Source organism: Rhodococcoides fascians A25f (assembly GCF_000760935.2).
Classification (GTDB): domain Bacteria; phylum Actinomycetota; class Actinomycetes; order Mycobacteriales; family Mycobacteriaceae; genus Rhodococcoides.
The window spans coordinates 4,134,405-4,151,864 of sequence record NZ_CP049744.1; the positions used below are offsets into that span (position 1 = coordinate 4,134,405).

A 17,460-nucleotide genomic window follows, 5' to 3' on the forward strand; every position below is an offset into this window, starting at 1 on the left:
GAGGAAATCTTCATGTCCGACTTGCCACACAAGGTTCGGGGCGTCGACCACGTCGCCTACCCCACGTTCGATCCGGCAGCAACGGTCGAGTTCTACCGCGACGTTCTCGGGTTCCCCGTCGTCCACTCCATCTGCGCCGCAGGGTGGGGCCCGGAGAAGCATCCGGACTTCATCCATTTCTTCTTCGACATCGGCAACGACGACCGCCTCGCGTTCTTCTACTACTTCGGCCTCGAACCGTTCGACGGTGGACCACAGGGCGATTCGTACTCGCGCTTCGCCGAGGACGTTCCGATCTTCTTCATCCGCTCGCGTCACCTGGCAGTCCACGTCGACAACGAAGAAGACCTGATGGAATACCGGCGGCGGCTGGACGGCAGCGACTGGCCCGTGGAGATGCAGATCCAACACGAGACGATCGAGTCGATCTACACACACGATCCCAACGGCTACATGATCGAGCTCACCCGCGCGATGCGGCCGGTCACGCCGCAGGAAGATCTCGACGCGAACCTGACGATCGACGCCCTGATCGACGTCGTGCGCGGACCCGACCCGAATATGGCGAATCTGTTGACCCGCAAGGCCGAACTGATCGTCGAACGTGCGGCCGACTGGTCGGCCGAGCACGAGGTGGGAGTTTCGTGACCACGTTGTACGTACTCGACATTCCCGAGAACACCACTATCGCATCGGTGGCCGACGTCGACCCAGCCGTACGCGTCGACCACGTCGGCCCGTACTTCCGCATAGTCTCGGATGGGGACATCGTCATCGATCGTCGGGCCACCGGATGCAGGCACGCCGTCTGGTACAGCAGCGTCTCTGGCCTGTCGGAGTCTCGAATCACACAGTGGGACAAAGACGCTCTGCGCGTCGAGCAGTCATGACTCGGACCCGACTCGGCGCAGGCCGGTACATCGATGCCGCCGAGGCTCCGTCGAATACGGTGACCTCGGTGCACGAGCTGAGCACCGCAGACGGTGCCAAGGTCAGCGGAGTGCTGCGGACCGTTCCCGGTGCCGAGACGGTCGTGGCGTTGATGCACCCGAGACAGGACCTGACGCATCACGTTCTCGTGCCCGAGTTGCTCGCCCGCGGATACGCCGTGTGGACTCAGGGCACGCGATCGGTGAACAACGACATCTCCCTGGTGCACGAGCAGGCGTTGCTCGACGCCGCCGCCGGGCAGGTGTTCCTACGCTCGCGCTCCTTCGATCACGTTGTGACGCTGGGACACTCGGGTGGTGGCACCCTGTTCGCGTTCTACCACGAGCAGGCCGGTCTCGCGCCCGAGGATCGGCTGGCGGCAACGCCCGCAGGTCGACCGATCGACCTCGCATCTGCGGAGATGCCCGTGCCGGACGGTGCGATTTTCATGGCTCCACACCCCGGACAGGGTGCGCTGCTGCTGCGTCTGATCGATCCGTCCGTCGTCGACGAATCGGACCCCATGTCCGTCGACCCGGCACTCGATCCCTTCGATAAGGCGAACGGATTTGTCGACGCACCTGATAGCTCTACCTATTCCTCTGACTTCGTTCAGAGGTACCGCGCCGCTCAGCTCGAGCGCGTCGCTCGGCTCGACGCGATCGCGCGGTCACGAGTCGCCGAAGCATCCGGCGCCCGACGGCGTTTCAAGACAAGCCGTGATCCTGTCGACCGTCGAGATGCGTTGGCACCTCGCATATCGACCGTCTATCGCACCGACGCGGACCTGAGATTCACCGACCTGTCGCTGAGCCCCAACGCCCGCCCCTATGGTTCGTTGTTCGGCCGACGGCCGGATCTGACGAATTATGGGCTCGTCGGGTTCGCGCGCCTGTCCACACCGGATGCCTGGCTGTCGACGTGGTCCGGTCTGAGCTCCAACGCCGATTTCGTTCGGTGCGCACCGTCGGTGACGGTCCCGTCGTTGTTCGTCGAATTGACCGGCGATCAGGCGTGTTTCCCGGAAGATGCGTCGAGGATGGTCGAGGCTCTGGGCTCAGTGGACAAGTCCCGCGTGGCGATCGAGGGCACCCACTTCGGTGGCCCCATTCGCGATGGCGCGCCCACCGGTGCTTCTCTGGCCGCCGCCGACATCGGTGCCTGGTTGTCCCACCACTTCATCTGACCCTCTCGCGAGCGGAAACTCATGTCACGTAACACTTTTTCACCCGTGGTCGCACTCTGCCTGGCGGCGTTGACGCTGGAGGGGTACGACCTTCTCATGTACGGAACGGTGGTGCCGTCGCTCCTGGCGTACGAGCCGTGGGATCTGGATCCGGCGACCGTCGGTGTACTCGGATCGGTGGTGGGAGTCGGCATGTTGGTCGGGGCGCTGGCCGCGGGCAGCATCGCAGATCGCTGGGGTAGGCGACGCGCCTTGATCGCCGCGGTCGCTTTGTTCTCGGCCGCAATGGGATGCTGTGCACTTGCACCCTCGCCCGAGATGTTCGGAGCAGCGCGATTTGTCGTCGGCGTCGGGGCAGGAGTTCTGATGCCGACCGCGGCGTCGATGCTGATCGAATTTTCCCGCCTCGACACCAGAGCGAGAACGGTCGCACTGGGATTCGTGGGGACCAGCGTCGGCGGTATCGCGGCGGGGATCCTGTCCCTCTGGCTCGTCCCGGCATTCGGCTTCCGAGCGATGTTCGCAGCTGGGATGATCCCGGCGTTGTTGATCCTGCCGATGATGCTCCGCTATCTCCCTGAATCCCCCGCTTTCCTGAACTCGCAGGGCAGGAGCGCTGCGGCACAGACGATCTCGACTCGTTACGGCCTCGAAGAAGCTGTGAAGAATTTCGGTGGTGACCCGAAGTCGACAGATCGCGGAATCGGTGCGCTGTTCACTGCGAACCGTGCGCGAGTGACACTGTCCTTTTGGGTGATGACCCTGTTGTGCCTCCTGGTGTTGTTCGGCGTCGCCACCTGGTTGCCCGCGGTGATGCGATCGGCCGGATACCCGCTCGGTGCAGCGCTGTCCTTCTTGCTGGTGCTCAACGTGGGCGGTGCAGTAGGTGCACTCGGCGGCGCTTACCTGGCCGATTGGTTCGGCATCAAGCCGGTGACGACTCTCGGATTCCTCTGTGCAGCAGTGTCGTTGGCGTTGATCGCGACCACTCCCCCGATCGGGATCGTCTACGTTCTCGTGCTGATCGCAGGAATGGGAACAACCGGGACGCAGATCCTGCTCAACACTTTCATCGGTGGCTACTACCCCGTGTCGTGCCGAACCACAGGACTGGGCGTCGCACTCGCGGTGGGGCGTCTCGGCGCGATCGTCGGTCCGACATACGGCGGACTGTTCGTCGCCGCCGGTGCGGGAACCAGCACTCAGCTGTTGGCCTTCGCCTTGCCGGCAGTCATCGGTGCCGGTGTGACGATTCTGATTCCAGCCGGACGGCGTTCGTCGGCCGCCGCGGAGACTGTCCCCACCCCCAGTGATCGGTCAACCGGCAGACGATAACGCAGACAAGAACGAGCGCAGATCCGCGGCAAGACGCACCGGCTCCTCCATCGCCGCGAAGTGACCACCATGATCCGGAACCTCGGTCCAGTGCGCGATGTCGAACTCGTGTTCCGCAAGGTGCCTGATGCCGATGTCGTGGGCGAACATGATGGCACCCACCGGTTGCGACGGTTTTGCCTTCGGACCATCCCAGGCTCCACCCTCGGCCGCGTAGACCGTGTAGGCGGCGCTACCGGCGCTCCGAGTCAACCAGTACAGGGTGACGTGGGCGAGTATCCGATTGCGGCCGAGGGCACCATCCGGTTCCGCGTCGAACGGATAAGTCCACGCGCGGAATTTGTCCAGCATCCATGACAACTGACCGATGGGACTGTCGGTCAGAGCAGCACCGAGAAGTTGCGGACGCGTCGACTGGATGGAGATGTACCCGAACTCCGACTCCATGAACTCGCCCACACGTCGATAGCGGTCCAATTCGGTTTCGGTGCAACGTTTCTGCTCTGCCTCGTCGGGTTCCTGGAAGGGTGCGCCGATGGACCCGTTGACATGAATGGCGGCGCAGTGGTCCGGATCGAGACGACCCATCGCCGGTGCGACTCCGGCACCGTAATCACCGCCCTGCACTACATAGGACCCGTATCCGAGGAAACTCATCAACTCCACGAACGCTTGGGCCACGCGATCGGTACTCCACCCGCCGTCGGACAGCGGCGTCGAGAATGCGAATCCGGGGACGGATGGCACGATCACGTCGAAGGCTCGAAGGTCGGCGTCGTCCGGCTCGGTCAGCAGTGGGACGAGGTCGAGGAATTCGAGGTACGACCCCGGCCATCCGTGGCACAGCAGCACGGGAGTGGAGTCGGCTCGCGACGACCGCACGTGAAAGTAGTGGATGCGCTGCCCGTCGATCTCCACCATGTACTGAGGGAACGACGCGAGCTGCTTCTCCACCTCTCGCCAGCTGAAGTCATCGACCCAGGTGGTCGCCATCGAACGGAGCACGGACACAGGCACTCCAGTAGTCCAGTCGTCGGCACCGAGGGGTTCGGGCAGACGTGCGTCCCGAACACGACGGGCCAGGTCGTCGAGCTCGGATTGCGGAACGTCGACAACGAACGGGGTGGGAGGCTCAGTGATTGTCATGACGTCATCGTGCAAGGTATCGCGGACAGCGGTGGTCCTGAATTGCCGGCAAGCCCACGATGTAGCTCGCATAGTTGTCGGTCGCGTCGGTAAGGCTGAAGCTCAATGAGACGAAGCGGCAGTTGAGGATTGGAGCCGTCGGGCCAGATATGGTCCCGTGATGCTGTCCGGAGACGCCGCCAGTTCGGCGGGCGTCCCGGTGGCAACCACGGTGCCCCCGTTGTCGCCGCCGCCGGGACCGAGGTCGATGACCCAGTCTGCGGAGGCGATGGCATCCAAGTCGTGTTCCACCATCACCACAGTGTTGCCCGCGTCGACAAGCAGGTGTAGTTGGCGCATGAGCAGTGCGACGTCGGAGGGATGCAGCCCTGCCGTCGGTTCGTCCAGCAGATAAAGGGCAGTGCCGCGGCGGGTGCGCTGCAGTTCGGTGGCTATCTTGATGCGCTGCGCTTCTCCGCCGCTCAGCTCGGTGGCAGGTTGACCGAGCCGAAGGTAGCCGAGCCCGATGTCGCGCAAGGTCTCCAGACTGCGGGATGCTCCCGCGATATCGGCGAAGAACATCGCAGCCTCGTCCACCGACATGTGCAATACCTGGGCAATCGTCTTGTCGCGCCAGGTGATTTCGAGAGTTTCCGGGGTGTACCGGTCACCATGGCAGGTGGGGCAAGGGCCGTAGGTGCCGGGAAGGAACAGCAGCTCCACCTCGACGAAACCGTCACCCTGGCACGTGGGGCATCGTCCGTCGGCGACGTTGAAGGAGAACCGGCCTGGTGACCATCCGCGGGCCTTGGCCTCATCGGTGGCGGCAAACAGTTTGCGGACGATGTCGAACATTCCGACGTAGGTGGCCAGTGTCGATCGGGGGGTTCGGCCGATGGGGCGTTGATCCACCCGGACCAGGCGGGTGAACATCTCGATTCCGGACACCTCGGCCACGTCGACCTCGATCTGCGCGTCATCGTCCTCGTCCGCCGCGGTCTCGAGTCGGTGGCGCGCCACCTCGAACAGGACCTGGCTGACGAGCGTCGACTTCCCCGAGCCCGACACACCCGTCACTGCCGTCAACACCGCGTGTGGGAACTTCGCCGTCAACTCCTGCAGATTGTGCCGGGTGACTCCGGTCAGAGTCAGCCAGTCCTGGGTGGGGCGCGACTCGCGCTGCTCGGATTCCGCCCGACCGAAGAGGTGCCTGCCGGTGACCGATTCCTCGATCTCCTCCAACCCAGGGACGGGGCCGCTGTACAGAACCCGTCCACCGCCCTCGCCGGCCGCGGGACCGATATCGACCACCCAGTCGGCGCGGCGAACCACGTCCATGTCGTGTTCGACGACGAAAAGGGAGTTGCCCGACGCCTTCAGTTGGTCCAGGACGTCGAGCAGTGGCTCGGCATCCGCGGGATGCAGTCCTGCGGAAGGTTCGTCCAGCACGTAGACCACCCCGAAGAGACCGGAACGGAGTTGCGTGGCGATCCGCAACCGCTGCGTCTCGCCAGGCGACAGCGTCGTCGAGCTACGCCCCAGCGCCAAATATCCCAAGCCCAAGTCGAGCAACACATCGATTCTGACCAGCAGGTCGGCGGTGATGCGTACCGCCACCTCGGTTCCCTCTCCTTCCTGTTCGCCGATCGGGCGCAACACCTGCGCAAGTTCGGTCAAGGAAAGTGCATTGATCTCGGCGATCGAGCGGCCCGCGATGGTGACGGCCAGCGCGTCGGCGCGCAGTCCACTGCCGGAGCACATCGGGCAGCGAACGGTCTCGGTGAACTGCAGCGCGCGGTCCCGCATCCGCTCGCTGTTCGAGTCCGCCAGAACATGCATGACGTGACTCCGAGCGCTCCAGAATTTGCCTTCGTAGCTGTGGTCGACGCGGCCCTCTTCGGGTTCGATCCACACCTTGGGGTGCTCGTCGGTGAAGAGAAGCCACTCCCGGTCCTTCTTCTTCAGCGTGCGCCACGGCACATCGATGTCGATACCCAGTCCGGCAACGATGCTGCGCAGGTTGGCACCCTGCCACGCACCCGGCCACGCCGCGATCGCCCCCTCGCGAATACTGAGCGAGGGGTCGGGAACGAGCAATTCCGTTGTCACATCGTGGAAGTCGCCCAATCCGCCGCATCGCGGGCACGCGCCGGCGACCGTGTTGGGTGAAAACGCCTCCGCCGCGAGCAGCGGCGCACCATCGGGATAGCTACCGGCCCGCGAGTACAGCATGCGGAGCAAGTTGGACATGGTGGTGATGGTGCCGACGCTGGAGCGTGAGCTGGGCGAACCCCGGCGCTGCTGCAGCGCGACGGCCGGTGGAAGGCCGGTGATGGAGGCGACGTGGGGTGCGCCCACTTGCTGAAGCAGCCGACGCGCGTAGGGCGCAACCGACTCGAAGTAGCGTCGCTGCGCTTCGGCATACAAGGTGCTGAAAGCCAGTGACGACTTTCCGGACCCCGACACCCCTGTGAACGCGACGAAGGCATTGCGAGGTATGTCGACATCGACAGCGGCCAGATTGTGCTCGGTGGCGCCGCGCACACGGACATACCCGTCCCACGTTGAGTCCGTCACCGAACGAGCCTAGCTGGCGTCCTCGGCCCGAGGGCACAGAAGCGGCGGGATGCGCTGCATCGGCGGGTCGGCATGATCCGTCAACGTCGAAAGAAGAACGTTTCCGCGCCGTCTGTGCGCCACGCTCAGGTGCGAACGTGGAATCTCGGCGAGTAGTCCCAATTTCTGCCATGATCCGAACAGCTTGGATCGCTTGTGCGCCAGTGCATACACCGTCGTCTCGGACATCGCGAGTACCACCGATGGAGTCATCTTCTGACGTCGAGCCGCGTGAAACCGCAAGGGCCACATCGAGAATCCGGTCACCACCGACGGACTCCTGCGCACCCGACCGGGCTTTGCTCTCACGGAACCTGACTTGTCGATCGCACGTCGGGTCCGGCCCAATATCCATTGGCCAGGCCGTACCGTTCACCGTACGAAGAACGACGTTGCTGCCCGGCGCTTTTCTCGAAATCCGGGAACCATCCCTCGGAACAGCAATGTAGGCACATTGGTTTCGCCCTCTCCCCTCGCCCGACCACTTTTTGCATTACGTGATGTCGCGGCTATCGCGAATGCCGTCTGGCGACGAGGGCAAACTTCTGATTTCTTCGTAGTAAATGTACTTCCAGTTTTTTTCGAGCAGAGCGACAGCGGATACCCACGCGCCTTTGATATCAATGAACTCGGTGATGAACGACCGCGCACTGTTGCACCGCAAGCACCACTCTGCTCATTCCACCCCTGTTGAACTGCACCGATCACGAGGTCCATGTGCACGAACAACACTCGGCACCGAGGAGTACCCGTGACACAGATACATGTTGCGCACCAAAAACATCGGGCGCCGGCGGAGCATCGTCTGCTCGGACTCGACCGACGCACGTTTCCACCGGCGCTCTTCGTCGTCGCGGTCTTCGTAGTGCTGACCATCTTCGTGCCACGTGTCAATGCAGCCATCGGCTGGGACGATCCAGTGGTAGCCGGCGAGCAACTCGCGATCACCGACACCATCGTCTTCACCCCGGCCACCGGCTGGGATGTCGAAGCGGGCTTTCGAGCAAACGATCAGGGGCGCAGGTCCGGCGACGCCACCATCGCCGGGAAGGGCGTCACCTTCCAGGTCTCGCCGGACACGTTCGACGGCACTCCCGGTGAATTGTTGGACCAGGTAGAGAAGGTCACCTCCCGCACCGAAGACCCGACCTTCCGGGTCGACGGCGACCGGACCACTCTCACCACGACGGCGGGCGAGACGGGTGTCGCTCAGCCCTACAGCAGTGTGACCGGCGACGGTGTGGTCGCAGCATTTGTCATCTCCGGTACCGGCGTGAAAATCACCGCCTACGGTCCTCCCGCTCAGATGACCGCGGCCGTCGACGACATCCAGACCATGATCGCCAGCATCCGGACCGTAGACGGGAACAACTCATGAGCGAGACCGGTACCGACACCACGCGCAGCTCCGAGTCTTCCGAAGCCCGCCAACGCCAGGCCCGTGCGATCGAGGTCTCCGGCTGGGGTGAGCGTTTCCGCTTCGTGCAACCCCACAATCTTTCGTTCTGGGTCTACCTCGCTTTGACTGCGATCGGCGTGTTCCAGGCGTGGGCGTTCTTCGCGCCGTCGGCCGGTTTCTACGCCGACGCTTTCGCGATCTCGGCAATACTGTGTGGTTTGTGTGGGCTGGCGTGGTTCGCCTGGTTCCGTCATATCGACCGTTGGGAGCGCCAGCCAGGCCGCCTCGTTCTCGCTGCGCTTCTGTGGGGCGCTATCCCGGCAACCTTCGCGTTCGCCTACACCGTGAACACCGCGATGCTCGGCATCTACTCCAAGCTGTTCGGTCAGGTGTGGAGCGCCGACTGGGCAGCCGGTGCTACTGCACCGATCACCGAAGAGGCCGCCAAACTCTGCGGATTCGTCCTCCTCATGGGCCTCGCCCCGCGATTGATTCGGACCGCGAACGACGGTCTGATAGTCGGCGCGTTCCTCGGACTCGGATTCGCGGTCTTCGAGGATTTTCTGTACGCGGCCAACTCCACTGCCCGGGCGTTCGGTACCGATCCGGTCGGTCAGGCAGTGCAGATGTCGTTCACCCGCATCGCGGTCAGCTTCGTTTCCCATCCGCTCTTCAGTGCCCTCGTCTGTACGGGTGTCATCTACATCATCGGCACCGCGGCCCAGCCACGCCGGATCGGGCGCGGCCTGGCATTCGTCTTGTTCGGCATGTTCCTGCACTTCACCTGGGACGACGCCACCGGTCTCGGTATGGGTGGCATCTTGACCTTCCCCGTCATGATCGGCTCCATCGCGCTCGGGTTCACAGTGCTGACCATCGCGTTTCGACGAGCAGCGCCGCGCGAGTACCAGTTCGTCCGCGACATCCTCGCCCCCGAGGTCGAAGCGGGGACCGTGACCGACGCAGAGGTGGACGGCATCCTGGAGAAGAAGGCGCGTAAGGCGTTCATCAAGTCCGCGCCCCATCACAAGTGCCGTCGAGCACGCAAGCATCTTCGGCGCGCGATTCTCGACCTCGCCCACGACCTTGCCAGCGGGAAAGGAGCCGACACCGAGGCCGTCCGTCACTCTCGCTCGGAGGTCGAGCGTCTGCGCGTCAAGGCCGGCTGACCGACAACCGAACAGAATCGGTGTGCGGTCGATGACGTCGATGGAGACGGTCCATGTCATTCATCGTCACCATGCCGAAGGGCGTGGTGGCCACACACGTGAGGATGCGTGTTGTTGGCTCGGCTTAGGTCGGAAAATGGATGAGACATGGGTAACCGTGATAGGCGACGATCACAGGCACGTTCACTCCGAAGAGGCTGTCGTACTCGCGCTGCGGCATCCAGTGCGGATGCTCGGTCTCGTCCCGCAGCCGCATCAGGTCGCGGGCCGCACGGTCACTGGGAGCACACGGAGCGGAGTACGACTCGCTGACCGTCGCGGCGGCACTCGGGACCGTCCGGCTCAAGGCTTTTCTGTGAGATTGCGAAGGGTCCGAAGTAGGTCGCGACGTTGCGCTTCACCGAGTGGCGCGAAAAGGTCTTCCAGCGTTCCGCGCGTCAGCTTTCGACCTTCCGTGAGTGCGTGCACTCCCGCGTCGGTCAGGACGTGTTCCACCCGGCGTCCTCGGCCCGAGGAGCGTCTGATGAGCCCTCGCTCTTCGAGCCTGCCCGCCAAAGTCCCGAATGCCTGATCGCTCTGAAAGGTCGTCACAGCGAGCTCGTGCCCGGAGGCACCCGGCATGCGATCGATCGCGCGCAGCGCATCCCACTGCACGAGGCTCACACCTATCTCGCGTAGAGCAGCGTCCATCGCGCGGTGATTTCGATACTGCGCACGTTTGATTGTCTGTCCGAGGACTTCGAGATCGGTAGCCATGGTGCTACCGTATCAATGTCGTTATATAAACATGTTGATACAGGAGAATCATGAACGCATCGTTGCCGATCGACTTCCCCGTCGCCTCGACCCCTGGCCTTCGGTCACGGACCGCGCTCGTACTACACGGCGGCGGCGGACCTGGAACCGTTGCTTCCCTAGCCGGACACGTCGCGCTTCACCGGCACGTGCTGGCACCCACCCATCCCGGCTGGGACGGCACCGACCGCCCGGACAACATCACCTCGATCGCGCAACTCGCCGCCGGTTACCTCGCCCTCTTGCGCGAGCGCGGGTACACCGACGTCGTGCTGATCGGGTCCTCCATCGGCGGGTGGATCGCCTTGGAAATGGCAGTACAGGCCGCCCGTGCCGAGCAGTACCGAACATCGATCGGAGCAGTGGTCGTCATCGACGGCGTCGGAGCGGTCGTGGACGGAGAACCTGTCGCGGATTTCTTCGCCCTCGACGCTCGCGAACTCGCCGACGCCGCATGGCACGACCCGCACCGTGGATACATCGACCCCGGCACTTTCACCGATGAACAGCGAGCGATGCAGTTGGCAAATAGGAACACCATGGAAACCCTGGCGGGCAGGAACATGAGCGATCCGACCCTGATCGCGCGGCTCGCCGCAATCAGGGTGCCGACGCTCGTGGCGTGGGGAGAGAGCGACCGAATCGTCACGCCGGCGTACGGACGGGCCATCGCCGACGCGATCTCCGGCGCGCAGTTCGTCGAAATCGCTCACGCCGGACATCTGCCGCACCTGGAAGCGCCGGACGCGACCTGGACGGCTATCGATCCGTTCCTGGCGGACATCTGAAAGTTCATCGGACAACGCGCGTGGCCGGCGAAGAGCCGCCCCGGTCAACCGTTCGGATGGTTCAGCGACTCGATGATGGTCGACAGAATGCGCCGGGTCGCGACTTGGTCCTGATCGGACAACCCTGCGAGCATCTGCTTCTCGATTGCCCTGACGGCCACCGTCGCCCGGGCCAATCTCCGTCGCCCGGCGGCAGTGAGACTGGTGGGCAGGGCCTTGCCGACTGGTGCTCGCGCGGGCCGACTTACATATCCGTCGCGTTCGAGCGATTGCAGGAGAACATTCATCGCCTGCCGCGTGACAAAGGTGCCCCGTGCCAGATCCGAGTTCGACAAGCCCGGACGCTGCGACAGAAGCTCGAGGCACGAATAGTGAGTCACCGTCATCCCGAGGGGCCGAAGGGCAGCTTCCATGGCCGCACGAAGCGCACTGGAAGCCTCCTTCAGCTGGTATCCCAGCGACGTCTTCAGGTCGACACCCTCATCCGCTTGACTCATGTCAGTAGTTTGACATAGCTTGATGCGTGTCAACAAACTGACAAACGATAAGGAGCATCACCATGGCTGTCACCGGACCCGACTTCATCAACCTCCAAGCAACCGACCTCGCTGCATCGCAGTCGTTCTACGAGCACTACCTCGGTCTCGTGCGTTCGCAGGCCGGCCCGCCTCACGCCGTCGTTTTCGAGACGTCCCCGATCGCATTCGCGCTCCGCGACGTCATCCCCGGCACCGACATCGCGTCCACCCCGCAGCCCGGCATCGGTGCGGCAATCTGGTTGCACGCCACAGATGTTCAGGCCATCCATGACGCCCTCGTCGCCGATGGCAAGACGATCGTCTCCGCGCCGATCGACGGCCCCTTCGGCCGCACGTTCACATTTGCCGACCCCGACGGCTATCACATCACCCTCCACGACCGTGCCTGAACCGCGCACGAAGATCATGACGAGCCACACGCCCCCGAAGACCCGCCCGAAGCCCGCCACGGACAAGCCGGAGCAGCGGTTCTGGATCAACACCGTCAGCCTGGACCACGTCGAGGCAGCCAGCAAGGGTGGCTTCACGCAGGCCGACCACGGCGCGAGAACGCGTTTAGGTCGACCTCGGCCGGGCGACGAGATGATCTTCTACTCCCCCCGCACGAGCCTGCACAAAGGAACTCCGGTTCAACAATTCACAGCATGGGCGACCATCACCGGGGACGAGCCCTATCAAGTCGACATCACCGAGAACTTCCGGCCGTGGAGACTGGCCGCCACGTTCCACCCCTGCACACCCGTGGACGCACGACCGCTCGTCGATCGACTGTCGTTCATTCCGGACACTGCCCACTGGGGGCTTCCCTTTCGTCGCGGACTCTTCACCGTTCCCCGAGAGGACTTTTCGACGATCTGCGCCCGGATGCGCCGCTGACCACTCCACAACCACGTCACACCGGCAACGTCGATAGTGACGTCACAACGGCCACGGTGCTCACAGACGACTCGGCAAGCAAAGCAACCAAGTCAGCGCGCCTCGATTGGTATCTCCCTGAGCGATCAGAGTCCGCCACGGCCTGACCGCGCCCGGGTCATGCCGAGCAGCACCAGCGCTGCAGCCGCCGCCGTGATTACGAACCCCGCTACGGTCACTCCGGTTTGGAACGAGGCCGCTTGCTCGGCGCTCCACGTGGTACTCGAGATGTTGCCCGTGAAGAGAGCGGCGAGGATGGTGCCGGTGACGGTGATCCCGACGCCGGTAGCGACCTGACTCGATGTGTCGACCATGGCGGCCCCGATGGTGGTGCGGCTCTCCGGGAGACCTGCCATGACGTTGGTACCTGCGACGACACCGACTATGCGCATACCTACCCCGACGAGGACGAGAGCAAAAGCGACCCAGACATACCCGAATCGGCTACCAACGGCGAAGACGGCCAGCCCCAGCACCACCGCCGCCGCGCTCATCCAGGCGGCGTGGTTCATCCCCGCTCGTCGCAGGAACGGTGCGACGAGTCGGCCGCCCACGAGCAGCACAACGACCTGAGGGAGCATCCCTATCGATGCGAGGGCCGGCGACCATCCCCATGCGAACTGCAGCTGCAGTGTGACCATGTAGCCGAGGCCGGCGATGGCGAGACCGGACGCGGCTTTGTAGGCGAGACCGCTGGACACGAGGGGAAGCGCGACGAGCTTCAGGTCCAAGAGCGGGTACCTTGCCGTGCGAGCGCGGACGACGAACAGCGTGGCCGCAGCAAGGGTTCCGGTAGTTGCTGCCCACGGCGTCCATGATTCGGGACCCACCTCGACGAACAGGGTCGGCGCGACGAGTGCCAGGACGATGGTGGCCGTCCCGAAAAACGCCCCAACGACATCGAGGGGGTCGCGGTGCAACTCCTCGGGAAGGTCTTTCATGACGCCCACGCGGATTCCGATGAACGCGAGAATCGCAATGGGTACGTTGATCACAAGCAGGACCTGCCAGGGCGCGAAAGCGAGAACGAAGCCTCCTGCGGTCGGTCCGATCGCCAACCCGACCAGACCGACTGTCGATATCAGGGTGAGGGCTCGAACGCGTAAGGACTCCTCACCGAAGAGCCGGAACGCGAGCGCCATGGAGCCGGGGGTGGTCATGGCCGCCGCGACACCCATCGCGGCACGCACTGCGATGAGCTGCTCGGGAGTCTCGACGACGGACGTAGCCGCGCTGGCAACCGCCAGTAATACGAGGCCGCTCAACATCATTCGACGTCGCCCGAATCGGTCTGCAATGGCACTGAACAGCAACATCAGTCCCCCGAACACGACCGCGTACACGCCGGAGACCCACTGCAGCGCGGTGGTCGACGCACCGAGTTCACGCCCGATGGTGGGAAGGGCAACGTTGAGGATCGAGTTGTCGAGCATCTCGAAAAGAAACACTGCAGAAAGGCCGGCCAGTGCTACTGCGGCGGCTTTCAAAGTCTGCGGACGGTGCCGCGTCGAAGAGGCCTGCGCCTCATCTGTTTTGGCTGGTCGCTCATTTTTCAGGCTCATACACGTCTCCATCCAAAGGAGAAGTGGCAGCTCGGTGGGCGGCGTATGAACGGGGCTGACAGCCCTCGCTTTTACTTCCGGTAATCCGACTCTAACAGGCAGCAGCAAGCGAGGGGAGCCCGACTTCGTTGCTGGACTGCTGATCGGTGGCGAGTGGCGCGCCTGCTCGCAGTTGTGTATTTGACGAAATACTCGGCAGCGCAGACTCTTCCGGCTCACGAACTGCGGTCACAGGGAGAAACCGAGTCATATCGACACAACGGTTGCGTCGATGACCCGTCCGAGCTGGCCGGGTGATTCGATGTGAGCGAGATGACCGTTGCCATCGAGTTGATGAACGCGCGCGTTCGGGATTCGACGGCTGATCCGGTCGAAGGATGTGCCGTACGGTTCGACCGAACGGTTGTGTTGGCCGATGATCAGGTCGACTCGCTCGACATTTCCGGCCAGAACATCGGGAAGATGCGCTGCGTCGAGCGCACTCAACTCGTCGTACAGCGGCTCAGCGAGCTCGCACAGCGCTTCCCACTGCTTTGCATCGGCGCGCAAGATGTCGACGTGTTCGACGGAGAAGCCGGAGATGTCCAGATTGACGATTTCGACGCTCCTCCCCCGATCACTCTGTGCTGCTGCCTCTTTCAGGTCGCTCAGAGCGTGTCGAGCGAAAGGCGGGATAACAGGTTCGTACGCGATGAGATGTTCGACTGGATGTTCGTCTGCGGCGAGCAACGTGATCAGTCCGCCGTAGCTCCACCCGAAGATGCTGACCGGCTCGGGAATCGCACTCAGCACCTGGACAAGATCGTCTACCTCGACACCGATCGAGTACTCGGCGGTCAGTGGCCCCGAAGGTCTGCGTCCGCGTCGATTGACGACTGTGACCGACGGCCACGCATTCACCGATCGCGCCACCGCAGCCCAGGATCGAGCATCACTCATGACTCCAGGAAGGATGAGAAGGCCTGGCAGGTCCGGGTTGCCGTAGACATCGACGTTGACCCAGCTGCCGCCGGACACGGGCACCGATTTCTGAATCGTTCGCTCCATATGACAATTATGGAGCAATCGATCTAAAATGCAACCATGGCAACACCGTCACGCGGCAGGCCCTCGGCGTTCGACCGCGATCTCGTATTGCTCGCTGCTGCGCGGCTTTTCTGGCGGCACGGATTCTCCGGCACATCCACACGTGCACTCACCACTGCGACCGGACTGTCGACGTCCAGCCTGTACGCAACCTTCGGCAGCAAGGCAGGACTGTTCGAGGAAGCTGTCCGCACATACACCGTCGAGTATCGCGACATCTACACCCGCGCAGTCGGTCTCGACTCGATCGCTGCGGTGATCGAGTCGATCCTGACGAACTCGGTGCTCGAGTTCACCGCGCCTTCCGACACTCATCCCGGGTGTTTCGTCAGCAGTGCAGTGACGAACGACAGCGCTGACACGCTGGACGCCGCGCAATACATTTCCGAACTGCACCGCGCGAACGAACGCACGCTACACGCGCGAATCGAACGTGCCATCGCCGAGGGTGAGCTCCCAGTCGACACATCGGCCGACGCCATCGTCGGAGTCGTCCAGGCGATCTGGCACGGCCTTTCTGTCCAATCTCGAAATGCAGTGCCGCGACATGCACTCATCTCGACCGCCAAGCTGGCCGCATCGTCCATTGTCGAGCACTGCAGGAGCGAAAGCCGAGCAAAGGCATGACGGAAGACTGCTTGCCACGTGCGGCAAACACAGCGAGGCGGTCCTGAGCCGGACCGATGTGCTCGAGCTCGACCGCCTCGCACTGTAGGGTGACCGCGGGGATTCATACGGCTGGAGACGAATGTCGGGGGATCATGACTCTGTTCGGTGTGCTCGATCGCGTATTGACTCGACGACTGCCTCTGGAGCCTCCGGACGATCCCCATGCCGCGATCCTTCCGACCCCGATCGACAACGACGCCTTCTTCCTCACCCCACCCGGCTTCGAGGACCTCGCACCCGGTGCAGTGATCCGGCAGCGCACGACCCGCGGTCTGGTGCCCCGGCCGCGAACCGCCCTGCATCAGTTCATGGTTCGGTCGACCGACGCGCGGGGTCTCCCCGCTGGCGTCACCGCCTCGCTGCTGATCCCGAAACGGCCGTGGACCGGGCGCGGACCGCGGCCCGTCGTCGCCCACAACGTGGCCATCGATTCCCTCGGAGCCAAGAGCACGCCGTCGTACCGGCTCGTGCACGGTGTCGGTGCGGACCTCCCGCCGGTGATGCCGCTCTGGCTCGCCCGCGGATACGCCGTCCTCGTCGCCGATCACCAAGGCCCGCGGATGTCGTACTCCGAAGGCACGATGGCCGGGCATGCCGTCCTCGACTCGCTGCGCGGGATGACGGTCGTCGCCCCGGAGCTCGCCGACAGCCCAGTGGTGGCCTACGGCTACAGCGGCGGCGCTATCGCCACCACGTGGACGGCGCAGCTGCAGCCGAGGTACGCGCCGGACGTGAGGTTGGCGGGTGCCGTCGCCGGTGGAACGCCCACCGACTTCTCGATGCTGCTGGACACCATGAACGGCACCGTCGCGGCCGGCCTGCTTGGCGCGGCGAGCATGGGTCTCGCGCGTGAGCACCCCGAGATGGTGGAGTTGTTCGGCCCGAAGGCGCTGCTGTTGGCGTCCTGGGTGAAGGACATGTCCGTCCTTCCCCTGGCCTTGGGCGGGTTGGCACGCATGCGAATCGAGGACTTGGCGTCCGAGCGCGACCCGTTCGACTCCGACATCGCGCGGCGGGTGATCGCAGCGAACCGTCCGGGTGCCGACGCGCCGTCGGTGCCGGTCGCGTTCTTCCACGGTTCCGCGAGCAAGTGGATCGGCGATCGCTTCATCCCCGAGGCCGGCGTGACTGCCCTGATCGAGCAGTGGCGCAGCAAGGGTGCCGACGTGCACTACGAGCCCGTGGCAGGCGACCACTTCATCGGTGCCATGACCGGACTGCCGTTCGTGTTGCGTTGGACCGCAGAGCAATTCGCGGCCAACGGTTCGGGTTAGCTCGCCGCCCGCCGAGTTCGGCGTGATAGGTCCGTTCGGTCGCGATTGAGAACTGCAGTCGACGAATCGGGC

Annotated in this window: 19 protein-coding genes; 11 read left to right on the plus strand and 8 right to left on the minus strand. The window is 63.8% G+C overall.

From position 1 onward, the window contains the following. Nucleotides 1-12: 12 nt before the first annotated feature. From BH93_RS19255 to BH93_RS19270, 4 genes are read left to right on the plus strand one after another with little or no spacing between them, the layout of a single operon-like run. Nucleotides 13-648, plus strand: a complete 636-nt coding sequence (locus BH93_RS19255; RefSeq protein ID WP_037176299.1) for a VOC family protein — start codon at nt 13-15, stop codon at nt 646-648. Continuing rightward, nucleotides 645-890 carry a hypothetical protein gene (locus BH93_RS19260; protein WP_037176298.1) on the plus strand — a complete coding sequence of 82 codons (246 nt, stop codon included), beginning with the start codon at nt 645-647 and terminating at the stop codon, nt 888-890. Before BH93_RS19255 ends, BH93_RS19260 begins: the two co-directional genes overlap by 4 nt. Then, a complete protein-coding gene (locus tag BH93_RS19265) occupies nt 887-2,116 on the plus strand; it encodes a hypothetical protein (protein WP_037176297.1) in 1,230 nt (409 codons plus the stop codon). The genes BH93_RS19260 and BH93_RS19265 overlap by 4 nt, the downstream gene beginning before the upstream one ends. A 45-nt stretch (nt 2,117-2,161) precedes the next feature. After that, nucleotides 2,162-3,451, plus strand: a complete 1,290-nt coding sequence (locus BH93_RS19270; RefSeq protein ID WP_242459014.1) for an MFS transporter — start codon at nt 2,162-2,164, stop codon at nt 3,449-3,451. Here the strand turns inward: BH93_RS19270 and BH93_RS19275 are convergent. The 3 genes from BH93_RS19275 to BH93_RS19285 form a co-directional block, all read right to left on the minus strand. Beyond that, nucleotides 3,434-4,597, minus strand: a complete 1,164-nt coding sequence (locus tag BH93_RS19275) for an epoxide hydrolase family protein (protein ID WP_037176296.1) — start codon at nt 4,595-4,597, stop codon at nt 3,434-3,436. The two genes, BH93_RS19270 and BH93_RS19275, sit on opposite strands and share 18 nt — an antisense overlap. Nucleotides 4,598-4,699: 102 nt before the next feature. After that, nucleotides 4,700-7,153: an excinuclease ABC subunit UvrA gene (locus BH93_RS19280; protein WP_037176295.1), complete on the minus strand. Its 2,454-nt coding sequence runs from the start codon at nt 7,151-7,153 to the stop codon at nt 4,700-4,702. Nucleotides 7,154-7,162: 9 nt separating this feature from the next. Further along, nucleotides 7,163-7,462: a hypothetical protein gene (locus BH93_RS19285; protein ID WP_155291076.1), complete on the minus strand. Its 300-nt coding sequence runs from the start codon at nt 7,460-7,462 to the stop codon at nt 7,163-7,165. Nucleotides 7,463-7,943: 481 nt separating this feature from the next. On the opposite strand from BH93_RS19285, the gene BH93_RS19290 reads away from it, so the two are divergent. Together BH93_RS19290 and BH93_RS19295 are read left to right on the plus strand one after the other, a co-directional pair. Next, nucleotides 7,944-8,570 (plus strand): hypothetical protein, encoded by a 627-nt coding sequence (locus BH93_RS19290; RefSeq protein ID WP_155291075.1) that lies wholly within the window; start codon nt 7,944-7,946, stop codon nt 8,568-8,570. Then, nucleotides 8,567-9,760, plus strand: a complete 1,194-nt coding sequence (locus tag BH93_RS19295) for a PrsW family intramembrane metalloprotease (RefSeq protein WP_037176293.1) — start codon at nt 8,567-8,569, stop codon at nt 9,758-9,760. Before BH93_RS19290 ends, BH93_RS19295 begins: the two co-directional genes overlap by 4 nt. Before the next feature lie 124 nt (nt 9,761-9,884). Here BH93_RS19295 and BH93_RS19300 read toward each other — a convergent pair whose 3' ends face one another. Together BH93_RS19300 and BH93_RS19305 are read right to left on the minus strand one after the other, a co-directional pair. Then, nucleotides 9,885-10,106 carry a hypothetical protein gene (locus tag BH93_RS19300; RefSeq protein WP_037176291.1) on the minus strand — a complete coding sequence of 74 codons (222 nt, stop codon included), beginning with the start codon at nt 10,104-10,106 and terminating at the stop codon, nt 9,885-9,887. Beyond that, nucleotides 10,103-10,516, minus strand: coding sequence for a MarR family winged helix-turn-helix transcriptional regulator (locus tag BH93_RS19305; RefSeq protein WP_037176290.1), 414 nt, complete (start codon nt 10,514-10,516; stop codon nt 10,103-10,105). The genes BH93_RS19300 and BH93_RS19305 overlap by 4 nt, the downstream gene beginning before the upstream one ends. A 50-nt stretch (nt 10,517-10,566) precedes the next feature. Between BH93_RS19305 and BH93_RS19310 the strand changes: the two genes are divergently transcribed. Beyond that, nucleotides 10,567-11,343: an alpha/beta fold hydrolase gene (locus tag BH93_RS19310; RefSeq protein ID WP_037176288.1), complete on the plus strand. Its 777-nt coding sequence runs from the start codon at nt 10,567-10,569 to the stop codon at nt 11,341-11,343. A 44-nt stretch (nt 11,344-11,387) separates the two neighbouring features. Here BH93_RS19310 and BH93_RS19315 read toward each other — a convergent pair whose 3' ends face one another. Beyond that, nucleotides 11,388-11,840 carry a MarR family winged helix-turn-helix transcriptional regulator gene (locus BH93_RS19315; protein ID WP_037176285.1) on the minus strand — a complete coding sequence of 151 codons (453 nt, stop codon included), beginning with the start codon at nt 11,838-11,840 and terminating at the stop codon, nt 11,388-11,390. A 62-nt stretch (nt 11,841-11,902) separates the two neighbouring features. Between BH93_RS19315 and BH93_RS19320 the strand changes: the two genes are divergently transcribed. Together BH93_RS19320 and BH93_RS19325 are read left to right on the plus strand one after the other, a co-directional pair. Beyond that, nucleotides 11,903-12,271: a VOC family protein gene (locus tag BH93_RS19320; RefSeq protein ID WP_037176283.1), complete on the plus strand. Its 369-nt coding sequence runs from the start codon at nt 11,903-11,905 to the stop codon at nt 12,269-12,271. Then, entirely contained in the window at nt 12,264-12,758 is a 495-nt protein-coding gene (locus tag BH93_RS19325; RefSeq protein ID WP_242459015.1) for an EVE domain-containing protein, read from the plus strand. Before BH93_RS19320 ends, BH93_RS19325 begins: the two co-directional genes overlap by 8 nt. 125 nt (nt 12,759-12,883) lie before the next feature. Here BH93_RS19325 and BH93_RS19330 read toward each other — a convergent pair whose 3' ends face one another. Both BH93_RS19330 and BH93_RS19335 read right to left on the minus strand, forming a co-directional pair. Next, nucleotides 12,884-14,359 carry an MFS transporter gene (locus tag BH93_RS19330; protein WP_080739195.1) on the minus strand — a complete coding sequence of 492 codons (1,476 nt, stop codon included), beginning with the start codon at nt 14,357-14,359 and terminating at the stop codon, nt 12,884-12,886. Nucleotides 14,360-14,605: 246 nt separating this feature from the next. Then, a complete protein-coding gene (locus tag BH93_RS19335; RefSeq protein ID WP_037176279.1) occupies nt 14,606-15,406 on the minus strand; it encodes an alpha/beta fold hydrolase in 801 nt (266 codons plus the stop codon). A 36-nt stretch (nt 15,407-15,442) separates the two neighbouring features. On the opposite strand from BH93_RS19335, the gene BH93_RS19340 reads away from it, so the two are divergent. Next, nucleotides 15,443-16,072 (plus strand): TetR/AcrR family transcriptional regulator, encoded by a 630-nt coding sequence (locus BH93_RS19340; RefSeq protein WP_037176277.1) that lies wholly within the window; start codon nt 15,443-15,445, stop codon nt 16,070-16,072. A 134-nt stretch (nt 16,073-16,206) separates the two neighbouring features. After that, nucleotides 16,207-17,388: a lipase family protein gene (locus BH93_RS19345; RefSeq protein ID WP_037176275.1), complete on the plus strand. Its 1,182-nt coding sequence runs from the start codon at nt 16,207-16,209 to the stop codon at nt 17,386-17,388. Nucleotides 17,389-17,460 lie beyond the last annotated feature (72 nt).

Coding starts and splice junctions, on each gene's coding strand:
- BH93_RS19255 (WP_037176299.1), top strand. CDS start 13: ATGTCCGACTTGCCACACAAGGTTCGGGGCGTCGACCACGTCGCCTAC.
- BH93_RS19265 (WP_037176297.1), top strand. CDS start 887: ATGACTCGGACCCGACTCGGCGCAGGCCGGTACATCGATGCCGCCGAG.
- BH93_RS19275 (WP_037176296.1), bottom strand. CDS start 4,597: ATGACAATCACTGAGCCTCCCACCCCGTTCGTTGTCGACGTTCCGCAA.
- BH93_RS19295 (WP_037176293.1), top strand. CDS start 8,567: ATGAGCGAGACCGGTACCGACACCACGCGCAGCTCCGAGTCTTCCGAA.
- BH93_RS19305 (WP_037176290.1), bottom strand. CDS start 10,516: ATGGCTACCGATCTCGAAGTCCTCGGACAGACAATCAAACGTGCGCAG.
- BH93_RS19310 (WP_037176288.1), top strand. CDS start 10,567: ATGAACGCATCGTTGCCGATCGACTTCCCCGTCGCCTCGACCCCTGGC.
- BH93_RS19315 (WP_037176285.1), bottom strand. CDS start 11,840: ATGAGTCAAGCGGATGAGGGTGTCGACCTGAAGACGTCGCTGGGATAC.
- BH93_RS19320 (WP_037176283.1), top strand. CDS start 11,903: ATGGCTGTCACCGGACCCGACTTCATCAACCTCCAAGCAACCGACCTC.
- BH93_RS19330 (WP_080739195.1), bottom strand. CDS start 14,359: ATGAGCCTGAAAAATGAGCGACCAGCCAAAACAGATGAGGCGCAGGCC.
- BH93_RS19335 (WP_037176279.1), bottom strand. CDS start 15,406: ATGGAGCGAACGATTCAGAAATCGGTGCCCGTGTCCGGCGGCAGCTGG.
- BH93_RS19340 (WP_037176277.1), top strand. CDS start 15,443: ATGGCAACACCGTCACGCGGCAGGCCCTCGGCGTTCGACCGCGATCTC.
- BH93_RS19345 (WP_037176275.1), top strand. CDS start 16,207: ATGACTCTGTTCGGTGTGCTCGATCGCGTATTGACTCGACGACTGCCT.